This is a genomic window from Brevibacterium sp. UCMA 11754 (assembly GCF_021532275.1).
Classification (GTDB): Bacteria; Actinomycetota; Actinomycetes; order Actinomycetales; family Brevibacteriaceae; genus Brevibacterium.
Window position 1 is genome coordinate 185,189 of record NZ_JACBOT010000029.1, and the last position, 16,354, is coordinate 201,542.

Genomic DNA, 16,354 nt, shown 5'->3' on the forward strand with positions numbered 1-16,354 from the left:
GGGTTCCGGCGGCAGCCCCGTCGCCGATGGAGCACTGACGAGGGCAGACAAGAGAAGAAGAGGACCGATCATGACCATCACAACCACCACCCACCTCAATTTCCCCGGCACGGCGCGAGCCGCACTCGATTTCTACCAGTCGGTGTTCGGCGGCGAAGTCGATGCCACGACCTACGGTCAGCTGGGAATGCCAGAGACCGCACCGGACGCGCAGAAGGTCGTCTTCGGGCGGCTCACCTCGCCCGAGGGCTTCGATGTCATGGCCTACGACGTCCCCGGAAACACTCCCGCCGAGGCGGTGCCAGCCTCGGGCACGCGTCGTAATCAGGGAATGACGATCACCGACCAGCCGTTCTTCCTCTCCATCCGCGGCAACACCCTCGCCGAGGTGGCCAAGTACTGGGAGGGGCTGAGCGAGGGAGCCTCGATCATCGAACCGCTGGCCGCCTCCGAGTGGAGCCCCGGATTCGGCATGCTCACCGACCGTTTCGGCGTCACCTGGGTTCTCGACGTGCAGGCAGCGCCCGAGGGCTGATCAACGCGGTGGGGTCCATGATTTGGGCCCCACCGGGGCGGACCCCGGTGCCCGGCCGAATGGCCCTGGGGCAACCTCGGCGCTATGCGAATCCGGGGTGGCCGGCCGGGGTGGGAATCGGTCGGTCGACGACGACTTCGTACACGAGGTCGGTGGTGATCGACCCCACCCGGGCGAGGTCGGTGGTGATCCGCTCCAGGTCGGCCATATCGGTCGCGAGGATCTCAAGGTTGTAGCAGGACTCCCCTGTGATGCGCAGACAGCGCACGATCTGCGGTTGTCGGGCGAGGACCTCGGAGACTTGGTCGTAGAGTGCCCCGTGAACCTTCATCCGCACCACCGCCCGCAATGTGTACCCAAGTGCCGCGGGTGAGACCTGCGCAGTGTGATTGACGATCACGCCACGTGCCTCGAGCGTCGGTCATACGCTGATTCTGCCGCAGATTCTGCGGTCCGGGAAGGCAAAGACCGTTGATAGGCACTTCAGCGGCTCAATGGGGCCACATAGGCTTGAAGGAGACCGGCAATCAGAGGAGCGTCGGCGACCAGAGGAGTCAGCGGCACATGACGACACAGATACCCTTCGCCTTCGTTGACGTCTTCGCCAGGGAGCCGCTGTCCGGCAATCCCCTCGCGTTGATCCCCGAGGCAGACGGCCTGGAGGTTGCCCAGATGCGAGCGATCGCCCGCGAATTCAACCAGTCCGAAACGACGTTCCTCGTGTCGCCGACGATGCCGACGGCGCAGTGGCAGCTGCGCTCGTTCACACCCGATGGCACCGAGGTGCTCGGCGCCGGGCATAACGCGATGGGAGCGTGGATCTGGCTGGCCATCACCGGATGCCTCCCCGTCGGGACGAAGGATTTCACTCAGCAGATCGGCGATGAACTGCTGCCGGTGCACGTGTCCCGGGACGATGGAGGGCGTTACACAGTCACCATGGTCCAGCCGCCTCCCGAGTTCGGGAAGGTCGTCCCTGACAGGCGAGCACTCGCACGATCCTTGGGCCTCGAGGAGGTCGATCTCGATTCGGACCGTCCCGCTCAGGTCGTGTCGACCGGTGCGGGTCACCTGCTGGTTCCGGTCCGCAATCGCAGGATCGTGGACCGTGTCGTCCCGGATTCGGCGCTGCTTTTGGCAGAGCTGCGCAACGCCGGCGGCGAGGGATGCTACGTCTACAGCCGAGACCCGATCGATGCCGACGGCGGGTCCGTCGCCTATGCACGATTCTTCAATCCGACGGTGGGGATCGCCGAGGACCCGGCCACCGGAACCGCTGCCGGACCACTCGTCGCGGCTCTGGTTCGCGCCGGCGAGATCGATCAGGATGTCGAAGCCACCGTGGAGCAGGGCGACCGGCTCGGTCGACCAAGCAGACTCCGAGTCACGGTGACGGGGCCACAGGTGAGCCTGAGCGGTTCCGGGCTCTTCGTGGCAGACGGCGTACTCCATCTCTGAGGAGAAAGACCATGGACGATCATGAATACCTGCGGCGGGCCATCGCCCTGGCAGAGGAGGCTCGAGAGCAAGGCAACCCGCCCTTCGGTTCTCTGCTGGTCTCGGATTCCGGTGTCGTGCTTGCCGAGGACCGCAACACGACTGCGACGGCTCGGGACCTGACGGCCCACCCCGAGCTCAAACTCGCGCGGTGGGCGGGCCGCGAGTTGCCTGCTGAGCAGGCCCGCACAACCACGATGTATACGAGCTGCGAACCCTGCCCGATGTGCGCGAGCGTCATCACCCGCGCCAACCTCGGACGAGTCGTCTACGCACTTTCCGGCGAGCAGCTCGACGAACTCAAATCCCGCGGAATCGCCCACCAGGGCACGGCTGGCGTCGATTACAGCGGGCCGCATCTGCCAGACGAAGCCACCGCTCCCTTTACGGGCTACTACGGCTGAGCCCTTGAACGAGCGAGCGGAGCCTCGTCGCGTGCGAACCCGAGCGGATAGGCTTGGGTTCGCACGCGGACGGTTCACCGCAGCGCGGAGAAGAACGCCCGGATGTCACCGACGAGGAGTTCGGGCCGCTCGAGGGCGGCGAAGTGTCCGCCCTCGTCGAAGTAGCTCCAGTGCACGATGTTCGAGTTGTCACGCTCGGCGAAGGTGCGGATGGTCCGGAAATCGTCCTTGAATACGGCGACCCCGGTCGGTGCGGCATTGATCTGCGGTTCGGTGCCTCCGGCCGACCCGGCGCGGGCGTTCTCCAGGTAGCTGCGGCCCATCCCGGAGGCAGCGTTGGCGAACCAGTTGACGCTGACTTCGAGCAGAATCGTCTCCAAGGGAACTAGCGAGGTGCCGTTCCCGAAGGAATTGAACAGTTCGCTGTAGGCGAGCAGTCCGATCGGTGAGTCACTGAGTCCGACGGCGACCGTCTGGGGGCGAGAGGCGTTCATCGTGTTGTATCCGCCAACGGATTGGAACCACGTGAGGTACTCGAGCCCGGCGTAGTCGGCGGGCTCAAGCTTCTCGAACTCGGTCGGGTCCCCGGAGGGAAACGAGTACAACTGCAGCACGTGGAGTCCCAGGAAGCCCTCGGGGTTGAGCAGGCCCAGCTCCCGAGCGACCATCGCACCGTTGTCCGAGCCGTGGATGCCGTAGCTGTCGTAGCCGAGACCGCGCATGAGCTGATCATAGGCGGCCGCGACCCGCGCGGTGGTCCAGCCCGCAGACGCAAGCGGTTGCGACAAGCCGTAGCCTGGCGCATCGGGAATCACGACGTCAAAGGCATCCTCGGCTCGACCGCCGTGGGCAACGGGGTTGACGAGGCGGTCGATCAGGTCGAGGTAATCCACGGAGGACCCGGGATAGGTGTGGGCGAGCACCAGTGGTGTTGCATCCTCATGGGCAGAGCGGACGTGGATGAAATGGATCGTCTGCCCGTCGATCTCGGTGAGGAAGTGCGGGACGGCATTGATCCTGTCCTGGGCGCCCGCCCAGTCGAAGTTGCTCCAGGCATCGACTGCCTCACGAAGATACGAATTGGGCGTTCCCGCATCCCAGTCATCGTGAGGCGAAGGCTGAGGAAGGCGGGTGCGAGCGAGGCGATCTCGGAGGTCAGCGACCTCCGCTGCTGACACGGAAACTGTGAAGGGACGGGTGGCCAGGGTGTTCTCTGTTGTGTTCATACTTCGACAATAGAGGCCCATTAGGTAGGATCTGTTCCTAATTGAGAAACGACTTTTCGGAGGATGCCGTGGCCGATCCGACCGCCCGATTGCTGTCTCTGCTGGCGCTGCTCCAAGTAGGTCCGGAACGCTCTGGCCGCGAGCTCGCAGAACGCCTTGGTGTCTCCGACCGCACCGTCCGTCATGATGTGGATCGCCTCCGCGAACTGGGCTACCCCGTCGATGCGACGCGTGGTGCGATCGGCGGCTACCGCCTCGGCGCGGGTGGGAAGCTGCCTCCGCTGCTGCTCGACGATGAGGAGGCGGTTGCTGTCACGGTTGGACTGCGCGCAGCAGCCGGTATTGCCGGAGTCGAGGAGGCAGGTGCACGGGCTCTCGCGAAGCTCGAACAAGTGTTGCCTTCTCGTCTGCGCCCCACGGTCGAAGCGATCCGTTCGAGCGTCGAACATGGACCCGAGAACACCGACACCGACGCTCCCGATCCCGAGGTTCATGCTTCGGTTCTGCAGTCCATCGCAAGCGCTATCCGCGACCACGAATGGCTGCGATTCGATCTTGACGGGCAACCGCGACTCGTCGAGCCCTACCGGCTGCTGAGCTGGCAGCGGCGTTGGCATCTCGTCGCCCGCGATCCCGAAGACGGTTCCTGGGCGACCTATCGTGTGGACCTGATCGAACCGCGAATGCCGACTCGTAGCCGATTCGTCCCACAGCCTCTGGAAGGGGGCGACTACACAGGCTTCGCGATGCGAACGATCGCCGCGAGCGGTTGGAGCGTCCACGCACGCCTGCGCATCGACGCGCCTGCCGACGAGGTCCTCGCGCGTATCAATCCCGCGGTCGGTGTCGTTGAACCCATCGACGACCAGCGCTGTGTGCTCGTGACCGGCGCCGACAGTCTCGACACCCTCGCGGTGTATGCGGGGATGCTGATGATGGACTTCACCGTCGAGTCCCCGGCCGAGCTTATTCCTCTGCTCGAGCAGCTCTCCGACCGCTATCGACGCGCGGCGGACCAATCGACGTCAAGCCTGTAGGTCACCCGGCGAAGTAGTAGTCCGAGTGTGCCGCGCACCGTGGATTGAACGGTGCCGCGCACTCCGGGCAGGAGTCGACGCGTTTGTACGTCTCGATCGTCAGCTGGGTCCAGCACATCCCGCAGAGGATGGCGGGCTGGTCCCACTTGTCTCGTGGCCACTGCTGGGCGGGGTGATCTGCGGTTTCACTGTGGCACAGGTGGCACGGGTAGTACCGGTCGCAGCAGGCGAAGCGGATGGCGATGATGTCGAGCTCGGTCGCGTAGTGCTCGCACCGAGTGTGCTCGTCGACCGTCTTGCCGAAGACGAGCGGACTTGTGGTCACCGCGCACTTGTCCTTCGCTGTTGGGGTCCTGGTTTCGTCCAGACTAGTTGGTCGTACAGGCCAGCTGCACCGGTCGTCCAGATAGGTCCCAGACGTGACTCGGCTGGTCGTGAAAGTATGGTGGAGAACCCGAGCCGAGGAGGATCTATGCCGCAGCCTGACGATTTCGTCCACCCGTTCGCCCAGGTGGCCCTGGCCAACATCACCCGTGACTACCCGTACGCTGCGCATCACGTCACGCGTTCCGCCGATGACATCGTCGAACCGCGGGAGAAGAATCCGGCGTTCGCGAACTCCTTCGACTGGCATTCCAGCGTCCACATGCACTTCCTGCTCGTGTCATTGCTGAGCACCGAGACCGCCCAGACCGCGCCGTGGCGCGACGAGGCCATCGATACCCTGAGCGCTCATCTCAGCCGGGAGAAGCTCACCGCCGAGGCGGCTTTCCTGCGCGAGAATCCCACGTGGGAACGTCCCTATGGCTGGGCATGGGCCGTCGAGCTCGTGCGTGCGCTGAAGGTCAGCACCGAACCGCGAATGCGGGATCTGGCCCCCGGCGCCGAGGTGCTTGCGCAGACGGTCTTCGACCTGACCGTGGCATGGCTGCCGAAGATGGCAGTACCCGTTCGGCACGGACTGCATTCGAACACGGCGTTCGGTCTGCGCCGAATCCTCCTCGGCGCCCGAGTCCTGGAACGTCACGATATCGTCGATGCCATCGCCGCCTCGGCGAGGCGCTGCTTTTCCGATGATCATGCGTGGAACTTCCATCAGGAGCGCAGCGGCCAGGACTTCCTCTCCCCCGGCCTGTGCGAAGCCGACCTCATGGCAGAGGTCCTGACCGAGGATGAGCTCGCCGTGTGGTTGCCGGACTTCTTGTCGGAACTGACGCCGGAATCACCCGCGCTCAAACCCGTCGAGGTCCTCGATCCCACGGACGGATATCAGAGCCACCTCTATGGCCTGGGGCTGTCTGTCGCCGCATCGCTCATGCGCCTGGCGCCCAAGTTGCTCTCATCCGCCGAGCACTCGGGCAATCACGAGGTGGCCGACCACGCGAAAGGATTCCTCACAACGGTCGACCGTCTCATGGCGCCGGGAATCGAAGCGGCAGTCTCCGACGAATATATGGCGTCCCACTGGGTCGCGACGTTTGCGTGGGAGGCGCTGGAGCTGCGAGTGAAATGACGAACCCTGAATTCTCTTACCCGCCGATCGACCTTCCAATCCGTGAAGCGATCTGGGCCCAGCCCAGCCCCGTCCCCCAGCAACAGGTAGTGGCCGTGGGAGCATGGTGCTTCCCGGGTGAAGCGTCGGATGATGGCGAAGATCGCTCGATGCTGACGATAGATGCGGACGAGTTCGTCGAGCTGGCAGACGGGTCGCGACTCTCTCTTCGTTGGGACCGAGGGGTCACCATCTCGTGGCATAACGAAGATTCGCTGACTGAGTCCGGTGCCCGTCATAACATCAACATGGCGCTTCTGCCGGATGAGGGCGAAGTCGAAGATGACGGAGAAGAGCGGTCCTGGCACGAATACGCGCATTTGCTCGCGGCCATGGGTCTGACCGTTTCCCCCGACGCGCTGAAAGCACTCCCATTGCTCACCGAGTTTTCGCCCGCCTTGCACGAGCTCCTCTCGAACTAGCGAAGTCGGCTCATCCCGAGGTCTACCCCAACAGGGCAACCCAACTCACTGTGCCGGCGGCACTATCGGAGCCTCCGGCACCACGGGGATCTCCGATGTCATCTCATCTCGGGGAACCGCCTCGGCGCTGTCGGCCGAGTTCTCCACACCGTGATCGGCAGGTAGGCCGGTCAGACGCTCAGGCTTGAGGATCTCCTCGAGCTGGGTTCGGTCGAGGAGCCCCTGCTTCACGACGAGGTCAGAGATCGGTTCGTTCGTCGCCAGCGCCTGCTTGGCCAGCTGCGCGGCCGGGGCATAGCCGATGACCGGGGCGAGAGCAGTGATGACGGTGACGGAACGGGCCACCGTGTCCTCAAGGGCCGCCTCGTTGGCGGTGATGCCGTTGACACAATTGACGCGGAAGGTCTGGCAGGCACGCTCGAGCCAGGTGATCGACTGGAACAGGGAATGGGCGATGACCGGCTCGAAGGCGTTGAGCTGGAGCTGGCCGGCCTCGACGGCCATGGACACGGTGACGTCGGCACCGGCGACCGAGTAGGCGACCTGAGAGACCGCCTCAGGAATGACGGGGTTGACCTTTCCGGGCATGATCGATGAGCCCGCCTGCCGGGCCGGCAGATTGATCTCACCGAAGCCGGCCTGTGGCCCCGAGGACAGCAGACGCAGGTCGTTGGCGATCTTCGACATCTTCAGAGCGCTGCGCTTGAGCGCCCCGGAGAAGGTGATGAAGACCCCGGTGTCCGAGGTGGATTCGACGAGGTCGCCGGCGGTGACAAGTTTGAGTCCGGTGATGATGCGCAGGTGCTTGATCACCGCTTCCTTGTACCCGACGGGTGCGTTGATCGCCGTTCCGATCGCAGTGGCGCCCATGTTGACCTCGCCGAGGAGTGCCACCGCGTCTTCGAGACGCTGCACGTCCTCACGCAAGGTAGTGGCGAAGGCGTTGAATTCCTGGCCCAGGGTCATCGGCACCGCGTCCTGGAGCTGGGTGCGACCGACCTTGATGATGTGGGAGAACTCGCGACCCTTCGCGGCAAAGGCATCGGCTAGAAGCGTGAGTTCGCCGAGGAGGTTCTGCAGTGAGAAGGCCAGTGCAATCTTGATCGCCGTCGGGTAGGTGTCGTTCGTCGACTGGCTGTGGTTCGTGTGGTCATTGGGGTTGATGAACGAGTAGTCGCCCTTCGCGTGCCCACCGATCTCGAGCGCACGGTTCGTGATCACCTCGTTGGCGTTCATGTTCGTCGAGGTGCCAGCGCCGCCCTGGATCACTCCGACGGTGAACTGGTCGTGGAGATTGCCGGCCTTGATCTCTTCGCAGGCTGAGTCGATGAGGTTGGCTCGCTGTTCGTCGAGTGCCCCGATCTCCAGGTTCGCCCGCGCTGCCGCCTGCTTCACACAGGCGAAGGCACGGATGAAGTCGGGGTAGACGTTGATCGGGCGACGGGTGATCGGGAAGTTCTCATTCGCTCGGGCGGTGTGCACACCCCAATACACTGCAGCGGGGATTTCGAGGCTGCCGATCGAATCGGTCTCGGTACGGGTTGGGGCGGAAGCGCTGTCGGTCACCGCTGGTGCCTTCTTTCGTCGTGAGGATGCGTCATGATCGCCGAGGTTGTCCCTCGGTAATCACCGTACTGCGGCTTCAAGCAGGGCGTTATGATCTGGCTCATAGTCGCGGTACTTCCGCTGGATCTCGATCTGATCGGCGAGGTATTTCGCGTCGTGCCACACGCCCCAGATGAAGCTCGATCCGCGACGCGACAACCACGGCAGACCAAGGAAGTACATACCGGGAACAGGGGTGACGCCGCGCTGCTGGACCGGGTAGCCGCGCTCGTCAAGGACACCCTCGACCTGCAGCCAGGAGTAGTCGACTCCGAATCCGGTCGCCCAGATGATGGTTCGCACGTTCGCCTCGGCGAGGTCGAGTTCGAGGATCGGGTTGCTCACGCACTCGGGGTCAGGACCGAGCTCATGAGCCTCTGGTTCAGGGGGCAGATCGAGGCCGTTGCGTTCGATGTAGTCATCGGCCTCACGCAGCAGGGAGAGGTAGTTGTCGTCGCCGCGGGCGATGTTTGTGCCCAGGTCGGAACCGATCTGCAGTTTGCCGTCAGCGAAGGAGTTGGCGCGTCCCAGCAGGGTGATTCCCGCGGCCGCGAGGTCACGGAAGTCCACGGTGTGTCCGCCTTCGGCACCGCTGACGGCGATGGTGACGTGGTCGGCGCCCACAGGTGGGGCTGCAAGGTCCCATTTGCCCAGGGCTCCGAGCCACCAGCAGAAGTCGCGATTGCGGTATGCCCGCGGCGGGCGATCGTGTGGGCCCACGGCCAGGTAGACCTTCTTGCCGGACTTCTGGATCTCCGCGGCAATCTGGACACCCGAAGAGCCTGCACCGACGACGAGCACAGCACCTTCGTCGAGCTGCGCGGGGTTCTTGTACGAGTTCGAGTGGATCTGGGTGATGCCGGAGCTCTGGGGGACGATGGCCGGAATGCTCGGAGTCTGGAACGGGCCCGTCGCGGCAACGACATAGCCGGCCTCGATGGTGCCGTGGTCGGTTTCGACGAGGTAGCCGCGGGCATGCTCCCGTTCGGTCACTGTGGTCACGGTGACTCCGGTGCGCACTGGCAGGTTGTTGCGTTCAACCAGCGTGCGGAAGTATTCGGCCACCTGGTCTTTGGTTGCGAATCCGTCGGGGTCGACGTCGGCGAATTCCTGGGTGGGGAACCTGTCGTGCCAGGCGGGGCCATTGGCGACGAGGGAGTCCCAACGCCTGGACTGCCATGCCTCGGCGATCCGGTTCTTCTCCAGAACGATGTGGGGTACTCCCCTGGACTGCAGATGCTCGCTCATCGCGATTCCGGCTTGGCCCGCGCCGATGATGACGACTTCGGTGGTCTCAGTTTCCTTGCCCGGCATGGGACACTCCTGTTCTCGAAAACCGCGTCTGAGCTGCAGATACGGCACTTGCGTCTTTGCTCGTGGGGCGACGATGGTGTCCGCCCTCTCGTGATCCAGCAAACCGCAGGCGAGAGTGTCAATGCCAATAGTTGTTGACGGTCAATTGCATCTACCGAATAGATGTAGCCGTATGGAGTCAATCATTTCCGGGTATCTCGAAGCTCCGCCGAAAGCACCGAACTCAGCCGAATCGACTAGGTCAGACGGAATCCTTGCCTGAGGCCGCCTCGGCGAGGATCTCGCGCATCATCGTCGTCACGGCTTTCGCCTTCGCAGTCCCGGCCGCCTGCGACAATGCCGAGACGACGAGATGAAGGCTGGGTGCAGGGTCGGCGATTTCGAGGATCGAGGTCTTGGCCCCCGTATAGGTCTGTTCGATGTCGGGGCGCTGGTTGAGGATCGAGAATCCCAGCCCCATTGCGACCATCGAACGCACGGTCTCGTAGTTCGAGGATTTGTACTTGACCTTGGGAGTGATGCCGGCCGTACGCAGCATAGTGAGGAAGTACTCCCGGCTGTCGGGCAGATCGAGGAGGACGAGCGGGTCCTCGGCGAGCGCGGACAGCTTCACCTTCTTCTTCCCGGCCAGCCGGTGGTTCGTGTCGACGATGACGTGCGGCCTCACCTCGCCGACCCTCTGGGCTTGGATGCCTTCGGCATCGGTGAGGTCGTAGTTGATCGCGATCTCCGCCCGCCCGCTGCGCAGTGCGGCCACGCACTCCTCGTGATCACCCTCGACGACTTCGATGCTCAGCTCCGGGTGCCGTTCGTTGAGCCGCCCGATGAGCTGCGGAAGAATGAAGGGGGCCAGGGTCTTGAAGCAGGCAAGGACGATCGTGCCGCGAACCTCGTTCTGCCCGGCCTGGATCGATTCGACCGCATCGGTGATGAGCCCGAAGATCTGGCGGGTCTCGTGAAGCAGCCCTTCTCCGGCGGGAGTGAGGACGAGGCCCTTAGAATGCTGGCGGACGAAGAGAGGTGCGCCGAGCGCCTTCTCCAGCTGATTGATCGCCGTGGACACCGCCGATTGGGCAATGTGGAGCTCCTGGCTCGCCGTCGTCATGTTCAACGTCTTCGCGCATTCTGCGAAGTACGAGAGCTGGGTGAGCGTGATCGAGAATCTGTGGACCATGGCGACCTCTTCGTCATTGGAATCTATTATTCAGATTTGGAATCTGTTTTTCAGATGGAGTCTCTAGATAATAACTATTTCACAGATACTCCGATCTTTCCGAGAATGGAACCACACACCGAACGGCCCCACAACCCGTTTGACATGTTCCGATCAGCTCGAAGAGGAGACCGCAGTGGCCGAACCCACGCACACACGTCTGAGAATGTTCAACACCAAAGAGACCTACCCCGAACAGAATCTCGACAACGATCTGTGCCAGGCCGTCGTCGCCGGTGGTGTCGTCTATCTCCGCGGGCAGATCGGCCAGGACCTTGAGACTCGCGAGTCCGTGGGCATCGGCGACGTCACTGCGCAGGCGGAGAAGGCCATGTCCAATATCGCCATGCTCCTCGAAGAAGCGGGCAGTCGGCTCGAGGACATCGTCAAGGTCACCATCTACATCATCGATCCCCGCTACCGCGAGGATGTCTACCGCACCGTGGGCAAGTGGCTCAAGGGCGTCTACCCAGTCTCGACGGGCATCGTCGTTCAGGCTCTCGCCCGCCCCGAGTGGCTCGTCGAAATCGACGCCACCGCCGTCATCAGCGAACCCAGCACCGCGATCACAGCCCCCACCGAGGTGGCCAAGTGACCTTCTCCCTGCTCCTCCACGATCCCGACACCGGCGAATTCGGTGCCGCGATCGCCTCGTCCTCTCCCGCGGTCTCCGCCCGGTGCCTCAACCTGGCCGACGGCATCGGCGGAGTGAACTCGCAGAACATCACGGATCCCCGCCTCGGCGGACGGATTCTCGACGAGATGGCAACCGGAAAGCCCGCGCAGTTGGCCCTGGATTCCATCGTCGACCAAGTCGAGTCCGAGATCATCGCCTACCGCCAGATCCTCGTCATCGACGGCGGCGGCAACACCGCTGCCCATTCCGGTGCCGAGACTCTCGGGATCTTCGGTGCCCGCACCGAGCAGAATGCCGTGGCCGGTGGAAACATGCTCAAATCACTCGACGTCCTCGATGCCTTCATCGAGACCGCCCTGGAATCGACTGGGCCGATCGAACGTCGCCTCTTCGCAGCCTTCCAGGCCGCCTTCGACGCCGGAGGAGAGGCCGGTCCCGTGCATTCGGCCGGGCTCGCCGTCGTCAGCGACGCCGGGTGGAGGGTGACTGATCTGCGCGTGGACTGGGCCGAGGAGGACCCCATCGGTGAGCTGGGCGAACTTCTCGACATCTGGATGCCCCAACGCGAGGACTACATCACCCGCGGTCTCAATCCCGTGGCCTCACCGTCCTACGGAGTCCCCGGAGACGAGCGATGAGCCAGCCCACCGACCTCGAACAGCCCACGAGACCAGGCGCCGGTTCAGTGATGACTGCCGATCAGTCCGTGAAGGACCGGATCGCGGCCCGCCTCGCCGAGGTGGGCCCGGCTCTCATCGGTCTGTCCGATTCGCTCCACGACTACCCCGAACTGGGGTGGCAGGAGTTTCGGTCCTCCGCCTCGGTGGCCGGCGTCTTGGCCGCTCACGGTTTCACCGTCGAACATCCCTACCTCGGACTCGAGACCGCCTTTCGTGCAACATTCGGCACCAGCGACTTCACCATCGGATTCCTCGCCGAATACGACGCTCTGCCAGGACTCGGTCATGCCTGCGGGCACAATCTCATCTCCGCCATGAGCGTGGGAGGGGCCATCGGCCTTGCCGCAGTCGCCGATGAACTCGGCATCACGGTCGAGGTCCTCGGCACACCGGCCGAAGAAGGCGGCGGCGGGAAGATCGAACTCCTCGAACGCGGCGCGTTCACTGAGCTCGACTTCGCCCTCATGGCTCACCCCGCACCCGTCGATGTCGCCGAAGCCGAGCCCTTCGCCGTGACGCACTGGCATGTCGAATACACCGGCCGGGCTGCTCACGCCGCCGCCTACCCAGAGCGCGGCATCAACGCCAATGACGCATTCCTCGTCGCCCAGGTGGCCCTCGGTCTGCTGCGTCAACAACTGCCGAAGACGGTCAGGGTTCACGGTGTGATGACCAACGGCGGTGAAGCACCGAACGCGATCCCGGCGAAGACGGAGGGCCGATGGTACGTCCGAGCCGAATCGACCGACGAGCTGCTCGAAGTCGAGAAGCAGGTCATCAACTGCTTCGAGGCCGGGGCGCTGGCCACCGGAGCAAGCCTGTCGATCACTCCGGAGAGCAAACGGTACGCCGAGATGCGCACTGATGAGGAAGCACTGGAGTCCTACCGGACCAATGCCATCGCCCTGGGACGCAACTTCGACGTCGACCCGGTTGCGGCCACAATGAACCGCGCCTCGACGGATACGGGCAATGTGTCCCAGATCGTCAACGCCATTCACCCCTACATCGGGGTCGGGGGTGAGGCGAGCAACCACCAGGCTGCCTTCGCCGAATCCTGTGTCGGGGAAGAGGCCGAACGCACACTCCTCGACGGCGCAACGGCCCTGGCGTGGACTGCAGCAGACGTCAGCGCCCGACGTTCCTGAACCACCCGCACCATCGGTCTCAGCCAGAGGCCACACGCACAGCAAGCAACACCACACCACAAGGTCCCCGGCGGGCCTGAGGTTCCAAAGGAGGAACTCGATATGAGCGGTGCACACCCTGCCGACGCGAATGATCTGGCCTACAAGAAGGGCCTGCAGAAGAGCGTCGCCGCCGGATCCATCGGCGTGCTCGTCCACTGGTTCGACTGGGCCGTCTACGCCTATATGGCGACGACGATCGCAGCGATCTTCTTCCCTGAAGGCGACGAAACCGCGGGCCTGCTCGCAACCTTCGCCGTCTTCGCGGTCTCGTTTCTCGTTCGTCCGATCGGTGCGATCATCTTCGGTCGCCTCGGCGACAAACTCGGACGCAAGGTCACCCTCTCTGTCGTCATCCTTGCCATGGCGGCTTCGACTCTCGTCCTCGGCATTCTGCCGACCTACGAGACGATCGGGATGCTCGCTCCGATCCTCCTCATCGTCACCCGTATCGTCCAGGGCTTGGCCGCCGGTGGAGAGTTCGGCAGCGCGGCGGCGTTCCTCGGCGAGTTCTCACCCCGGAAGCGCCGAGGCTTCGGCTGCAGTTGGCTGGAATTCGGCTCCCTGCTCGGGTTCCTCCTCGCATCCCTCGTCGTCTTTCTGCTCACCCAGGCGCTCAGTCCCGAACAGGTGCTGGCGGGCGGCTGGAGGATTCCCTTCCTCATCACCGTTCCACTGGGTCTCGTCGGCCTCTACATCCGCCGCAAGATCGAGGACACTCCAGAGTTCGAGGCGCTGCAGAAGATGGAGACCGTCTCCGAGTCACCGCTGCGCGAGGTCTTCAAGCGCAACCCCAAACAGTTCCTCCAGACCTGTGGCATGGAGATCTTCATGAACGTCACGTTCTATGTCGTCCTCGTCTACCTGCTCACCTATCAGGAGACCGAGCTGGGCTTCGATCCCGGCCGAGCGGCCCTGCTCTCGACCCTAGCCTCGGCACTCGGACTCATCATCGTTCCGCTCTCGGGCATCGCCTCCGACAAATTCGGTCGCAAACCCGTGCTCATGACCGCCGCAGTCTCCCTGACAGTTCTCGCGATCCCGCTGTTCATGCTCATGCAGGTCCAGTCCGACCTGGCCGCGTTCGTCTCGACCTTCGGGCTGGCGTTCATCCTCGCCATCATCCTCGGCACTCACGCCGTGACCGTCGTCGAGCTCTTCCCGACGCGGACCAGACAGACCGGGCTCTCGATCGCCTATGCACTCACCGCTGCTCTGTTCGCCGGCACCGCGCCTTACGCCCTGACCTGGCTGATCGAGAACACTGGCAGCATGCTCAGCCCCGGCTTCTTCTTGGCCGTCGTCGGCGTCGTCGGCATCATCACCGTGGTCTCGATTCCAGAGACCAAAGGCATCGACCTCCTCAAGGACGATGATCTCGATACCCCGGCAACCGCCTCGGCGAGCGCTTAGCCACCCATACCACCACACACGACTGGAGACTCTCCCATGACTGACACCGCCTCAGCGCCCGCCGCCGTCGCCACAACCTGGCATGACAAGGCAGCGAAGCTGACCATCGACGGACGCCCCGTGATCAACGGCAAACGCGTCGACGCGCGCTCGGGCCAGACCCAGGCGAAGACGAACCCTGCCAACGGTGAGACGATCTCGCAGCTCCACCTCGGCGGGCAGGCCGATGTCGATGCTGCGGTGAGTGCGGCACGTGCCGCCTACGAATCCGGGGAGTGGTCACGAACCTCGGCCACCCATCGCCGTGAAGTGCTGCTGCGCCTGGCTAATCTCATTGAGGCTCGGGCCGACGAATTCGCTCTGCTCGACACTCTCGACATGGGCAAGCCGATCGGGGAATCTTCGACGATCGATGCTCCTGGTTCCGCCGCGCTCTACCGTTTCTACGGGGAGGCGATTGAGAAGACCGCGGACGAAATCCCGGTCACGCCGGTAGGATCGACCGCTCTGGTGACCCGTGAGCCGCTCGGGGTCATCGGCATCATCGTGCCGTGGAACTACCCGTTGGAAATCGCGACGTGGAAGATCGCTCCGGCCCTGGCGGCAGGCAATGCGCTCGTCGTCAAACCCCCGGTCGAAGCCTCGCACTCGATCCTGCTGTTGGCCGAACTCGCTGCCGACGCGGGAGTTCCGGCAGGCATCCTCAACGTCGTCCCCGGTCGCGGATCGGTCGTGGGCAAGGCACTGGGCATGCACATGGACGTCGACATGCTCGGCTTCACCGGTTCTACCGAGGTGGCCATGCAGCTCCAGCAGTATGCCGGGACATCGAACATGAAACGTCTGGCCCTGGAAGCCGGCGGGAAGAGTTCGAACATCGTCTTCGCCGACTGCGACGACCTCGAAGCCGCAGCCCGGAAGTCGGCATTCGGTGCCTTCTACAACCAAGGCGAGGTGTGCTCGGCAAACTCACGCATCTTCGTCGAACGCCCCGTGTACGAGGAGTTCCTCGAACTTTTCAAAGCTGCGGCTGATGGCTTCCAGCCCGGCGATCCGCTGGACCCTGAGACGGCGATCGGTTCACTGGTCTCTGAGAAGCATGCTGACCAGGTGTGGGAGTGTGTCGAGGAGGCTCGGATGGACGGCACCATCATCAAGGGCGGCAATCGCCCGGAGATCAACGGGTCCAAGGCATTCATCGACCCCACGATCGTCACCGACCTGCCCGCCGACCACCGCCTCCACCAGCACGAGATCTTCGGTCCCGTCGCTCTCGTCGCTCCCTTCGACACCGAGGGCGAAGCGATCGAGAAGGCGAACGGAACGCCCTATGGGCTCGCGGCCTCACTGTGGACCGGCAGCATGGCCCGGGCCCACCGCGTCTCGTCCCGCCTCGTCGCCGGCACGGTGTCGGTGAACACCGTCGATGCCCTCGGTTTCACGACACCCTTCGGCGGGTTCAAGCAGTCCGGGTTCGGTCGGGATCTGTCGGTACATGCACTGGAGAACTACTCGGACTTCAAGACCACCTGGTTGCAGTGGGGGTGATTGCCCTTCACACGGGCCTTATGTCTCGGGCTTGTGTGGTCTTAATCAATCAGTCGGCGTCGGAATCTTCCGGCGCCGACTGGA

General features: G+C 63.8%; 17 protein-coding genes. 11 read left to right on the forward strand and 6 right to left on the reverse strand.

Annotated elements, in window-relative coordinates:
* Positions 1-70 precede the first annotated feature (70 nt).
* Positions 71-535 carry a VOC family protein gene (locus tag HX613_RS16500; RefSeq protein WP_235346317.1) on the forward strand — a complete coding sequence of 155 codons (465 nt, stop codon included), beginning with the start codon at positions 71-73 and terminating at the stop codon, positions 533-535.
* Positions 536-617: 82 nt separating this feature from the next.
* On the opposite strand, the gene HX613_RS16505 is transcribed toward HX613_RS16500, so the two are convergent.
* Positions 618-935, reverse strand: coding sequence for an Lrp/AsnC family transcriptional regulator (locus HX613_RS16505; RefSeq protein WP_235346318.1), 318 nt, complete (start codon positions 933-935; stop codon positions 618-620).
* 164 nt (positions 936-1,099) lie between these two features.
* On the opposite strand from HX613_RS16505, the gene HX613_RS16510 reads away from it, so the two are divergent.
* Both HX613_RS16510 and HX613_RS16515 read left to right on the forward strand, forming a co-directional pair.
* On the forward strand, positions 1,100-1,993 hold the full coding sequence (locus tag HX613_RS16510; protein ID WP_235346319.1) for a PhzF family phenazine biosynthesis protein: 894 nt from the start codon (positions 1,100-1,102) through the stop codon (positions 1,991-1,993).
* Positions 1,994-2,004: 11 nt separating this feature from the next.
* Positions 2,005-2,436, forward strand: coding sequence for a nucleoside deaminase (locus HX613_RS16515; RefSeq protein WP_235346320.1), 432 nt, complete (start codon positions 2,005-2,007; stop codon positions 2,434-2,436).
* A 74-nt stretch (positions 2,437-2,510) separates the two neighbouring features.
* Here the strand turns inward: HX613_RS16515 and HX613_RS16520 are convergent, their stop codons facing one another.
* Positions 2,511-3,662, reverse strand: a complete 1,152-nt coding sequence (locus HX613_RS16520) for an epoxide hydrolase family protein (protein WP_235346321.1) — start codon at positions 3,660-3,662, stop codon at positions 2,511-2,513.
* A 41-nt stretch (positions 3,663-3,703) separates the two neighbouring features.
* On the opposite strand from HX613_RS16520, the gene HX613_RS16525 reads away from it, so the two are divergent.
* Entirely contained in the window at positions 3,704-4,699 is a 996-nt protein-coding gene (locus HX613_RS16525) for an HTH domain-containing protein (RefSeq protein ID WP_235346322.1), read from the forward strand.
* Position 4,700: 1 nt separating this feature from the next.
* Here the strand turns inward: HX613_RS16525 and HX613_RS16530 are convergent, their stop codons facing one another.
* Positions 4,701-5,024 (reverse strand): CHY zinc finger protein, encoded by a 324-nt coding sequence (locus tag HX613_RS16530; RefSeq protein ID WP_235346323.1) that lies wholly within the window; start codon positions 5,022-5,024, stop codon positions 4,701-4,703.
* A 147-nt stretch (positions 5,025-5,171) separates the two neighbouring features.
* On the opposite strand from HX613_RS16530, the gene HX613_RS16535 reads away from it, so the two are divergent.
* Positions 5,172-6,212 (forward strand): DUF2891 family protein, encoded by a 1,041-nt coding sequence (locus HX613_RS16535; RefSeq protein WP_235346324.1) that lies wholly within the window; start codon positions 5,172-5,174, stop codon positions 6,210-6,212.
* Entirely contained in the window at positions 6,209-6,673 is a 465-nt protein-coding gene (locus tag HX613_RS16540) for a hypothetical protein (RefSeq protein WP_235346325.1), read from the forward strand. The genes HX613_RS16535 and HX613_RS16540 overlap by 4 nt, the downstream gene beginning before the upstream one ends.
* Before the next feature lie 45 nt (positions 6,674-6,718).
* Here HX613_RS16540 and HX613_RS16545 read toward each other — a convergent pair whose 3' ends face one another.
* The 3 genes from HX613_RS16545 to HX613_RS16555 form a co-directional block, all read right to left on the reverse strand.
* Positions 6,719-8,239: an aspartate ammonia-lyase gene (locus HX613_RS16545; protein WP_235346326.1), complete on the reverse strand. Its 1,521-nt coding sequence runs from the start codon at positions 8,237-8,239 to the stop codon at positions 6,719-6,721.
* A gap of 60 nt (positions 8,240-8,299) precedes the next feature.
* A complete protein-coding gene (locus HX613_RS16550; RefSeq protein ID WP_235346327.1) occupies positions 8,300-9,592 on the reverse strand; it encodes a flavin-containing monooxygenase in 1,293 nt (430 codons plus the stop codon).
* Positions 9,593-9,833: 241 nt separating this feature from the next.
* Positions 9,834-10,766, reverse strand: coding sequence for a LysR substrate-binding domain-containing protein (locus tag HX613_RS16555; protein ID WP_235346328.1), 933 nt, complete (start codon positions 10,764-10,766; stop codon positions 9,834-9,836).
* A gap of 205 nt (positions 10,767-10,971) precedes the next feature.
* On the opposite strand from HX613_RS16555, the gene HX613_RS16560 reads away from it, so the two are divergent.
* The 5 genes from HX613_RS16560 to HX613_RS16580 all read left to right on the forward strand — a co-directional run bounded on the left by HX613_RS16560 (position 10,972) and on the right by HX613_RS16580 (position 16,270).
* Positions 10,972-11,400, forward strand: a complete 429-nt coding sequence (locus HX613_RS16560) for a RidA family protein (protein ID WP_135447548.1) — start codon at positions 10,972-10,974, stop codon at positions 11,398-11,400.
* Positions 11,397-12,080, forward strand: coding sequence for a DUF1028 domain-containing protein (locus tag HX613_RS16565; RefSeq protein WP_235346330.1), 684 nt, complete (start codon positions 11,397-11,399; stop codon positions 12,078-12,080). Before HX613_RS16560 ends, HX613_RS16565 begins: the two co-directional genes overlap by 4 nt.
* Positions 12,077-13,270, forward strand: a complete 1,194-nt coding sequence (locus HX613_RS16570) for a M20 family metallopeptidase (protein WP_442862610.1) — start codon at positions 12,077-12,079, stop codon at positions 13,268-13,270. The genes HX613_RS16565 and HX613_RS16570 overlap by 4 nt, the downstream gene beginning before the upstream one ends.
* 102 nt (positions 13,271-13,372) lie before the next feature.
* Entirely contained in the window at positions 13,373-14,722 is a 1,350-nt protein-coding gene (locus HX613_RS16575; RefSeq protein WP_235346331.1) for an MFS transporter, read from the forward strand.
* A gap of 36 nt (positions 14,723-14,758) precedes the next feature.
* Entirely contained in the window at positions 14,759-16,270 is a 1,512-nt protein-coding gene (locus HX613_RS16580; protein ID WP_235346332.1) for an aldehyde dehydrogenase family protein, read from the forward strand.
* The last annotated feature ends 84 nt before the right edge of the window (positions 16,271-16,354 follow it).